The sequence below is a fragment of the Sphingobium sp. PNB genome (assembly GCF_019873065.1).
Taxonomy (GTDB): Bacteria; Pseudomonadota; Alphaproteobacteria; order Sphingomonadales; family Sphingomonadaceae; genus Sphingobium; species Sphingobium fuliginis.
On record NZ_JAINEZ010000221.1, the window covers coordinates 1 to 918 of the forward strand.

Below are 918 nucleotides of genomic sequence, written 5' to 3' on the forward strand. Positions count from 1 at the left end.
CGTTTACGGGAGGGGAGAAAACGTCTGCAAGGGGCCAACCACCCCTCACTCCCCCTCGGCCATCCCCTCCAGCCGCCCGGCATCCACGATCCGCACCCCGCGCCGCCCGGCGAGCGCGATCACGCCCATCCGCTTCAGATCGCCGATCTGGCGCGACACCGTCTCGATGGTCAGCCCCAGCACATCCGCGATCTGCTGCCGCGACAAGGGCAGTTCGATCACCCCGGCCCCGTCCGCCCGCAACCGCCGGTGCATGTCGAGCAGCAGGGTCGCGACCTTCTCCCGCGCATTCTTCCGCCCCAACAGCAGCATCCACGCCCGCGTCCGGTCCAGATCGTCCAGCGTCCGCTGCAACAGCCGGTGCTCCAGCGCCGGATGCTCCCGCGCAAAGCCGTCGAACGCCCCCCGCGGATAAAGGCACAGCCGCGCATCGGTCAGCGCGGTGACGCTGTGCGGCGTGCGCGCGCCGAAGGGGCGGCCGATGAAATCCGATGCATAGACGACGCCGACGATCTGCTCGCGCCCGTCGCCGGTGGAGGTGGACAGCTTCAGCGTCCCCTCGATCACATTGGCGACCAGCGTCGAACTGTCGCCTTCCCACATCACGGTCTGCCCGGCCTGCAACGACACCCGCCGCCCGATCCGGTTCAGCGCCACGCGCTGCTTTTCGTCGAGATCGGCGCAGATCGCCTGATCGCGCACCTCGCACCGTTCGCAATATTGCCCACCGCAGCCCTTGGCCGGCGGCGTCGCCGCCATGACGAAGGCCCCATCGTCCTGCGCCTTTTGCGCCAGATCAAATCGCATATCCATGCGCCGATCCATGCCGCCACCGCGCGCCGCAACCTATCCGTAATTGTCCCTAAGAGGCGAAAGTGGGTGGATTGCGGACATTCCCCCTCCCGCAGGCGGGAGGGG

The 918-nt window shown here is 68.2% G+C and carries 1 protein-coding gene; it reads right to left on the reverse strand.

Annotated features, from left to right (window positions below; genetic code table 11):
• Window positions 1-45: 45 nt before the first annotated feature.
• The gene (locus tag K7W03_RS27510) at window positions 46-813 is read right to left on the reverse strand and encodes a Crp/Fnr family transcriptional regulator (RefSeq protein WP_137708670.1); all 768 of its coding nucleotides are present in this window, start codon (window positions 811-813) and stop codon (window positions 46-48) included.
• Window positions 814-918: the final 105 nt, after the last annotated feature.